Consider the following 959-nt stretch of genomic DNA (forward strand, 5'->3'; position numbering starts at 1 on the left):
GGGGTCACCGGCGGGGCCGGTGATGGTGCGGATCGGGGCGGCCATCAGGGGTTGCTCCTGTCGTCGGTGGTGCCGAAGCGGGCCCACGCGGAGGTGCCCGGTTGCAGGCTGTGGGCCTCGCTGGCGCGGGTGGCCTCGCCGGTGGTGCCGGCGGCCTGGTGGGCGAGGATGCGGATGAGGTCGTTGTCGGCGAACCGGCCGGCGATCGCGGCGGTGCCCAACGCCTGGTCCACGCGGTTGGCGCCGTGCAGCTTGGCCAGGGCGCAGGCGTCGGCCATCTTGCGGCGCACTCTTCGGGTTCCTGCTGCGGCGGCCTCGACGAGCCACGCGGCGGCACCCGGGCCGAGGGCCAGGAACGCGGCTTCCTCGGCCGTGTGGGCCTTCGGCGTTCGGTCGCCGTCACGGCTGGCCCTGGGTGGGTAGTGGGCGTCGATGATCGACGGGCTGCCGGGGGTGGAGCGTGGATGTCGGGCGACCTCGGTCGGACCATCGTCGCCGACCGCGGTGACGATCAGCTCGTCACCGTGGAAGCGGGCCCAGACCCGGGTGTCGACAAGGGTGTGGGGCACCGAGTAGCGCACGCCCTCGACGGAAATGGTGCAGTCCCAGTTGACCCGGCGGGTGGTGCCGAACGCGACGGTGAACGGCTTGCCCGGCAACGGGTGCAGCCGGGTCTGTTCCTCCGCGAGGGCCTCGACCGGTCGGCGGCGGGTCTCGCGGTGCACCCGGGCGTTCACCTCCTCGGTGAACAGGCGGCAGGCCGCCTCAAGCTCGGAGAACTTGCGGTACTCGGGCAGCAGGTTCGCATCCGTGGGCACCAGGTCCGCCTTGGCGATCTTCACGGTGTTCTCCGAACCGCCATTGGACTGCGGGTCGGCCGGCATACAGGTGCGGATCGTCATCCCGTAGTGACGGGCCACCGCCACGATCTCCGGGTTGCGCACCGCGATGTCCGCGAC

The 959-nt window shown here is 72.1% G+C and carries 1 protein-coding gene; it reads right to left on the reverse strand.

Annotation, left to right across the window (positions count from 1 at the left end; genetic code table 11):
* Positions 1-44: 44 nt before the first annotated feature.
* A partial coding sequence (locus ACFHWU_RS29225; RefSeq protein ID WP_416592315.1) for a Mu transposase domain-containing protein occupies positions 45-959 on the reverse strand: 915 nt, incomplete at its 5' end.

It is taken from the genome of Micromonospora sp. LOL_015, from assembly GCF_048060275.1.
Lineage (GTDB): Bacteria > Actinomycetota > Actinomycetes > Mycobacteriales > Micromonosporaceae > Micromonospora_E.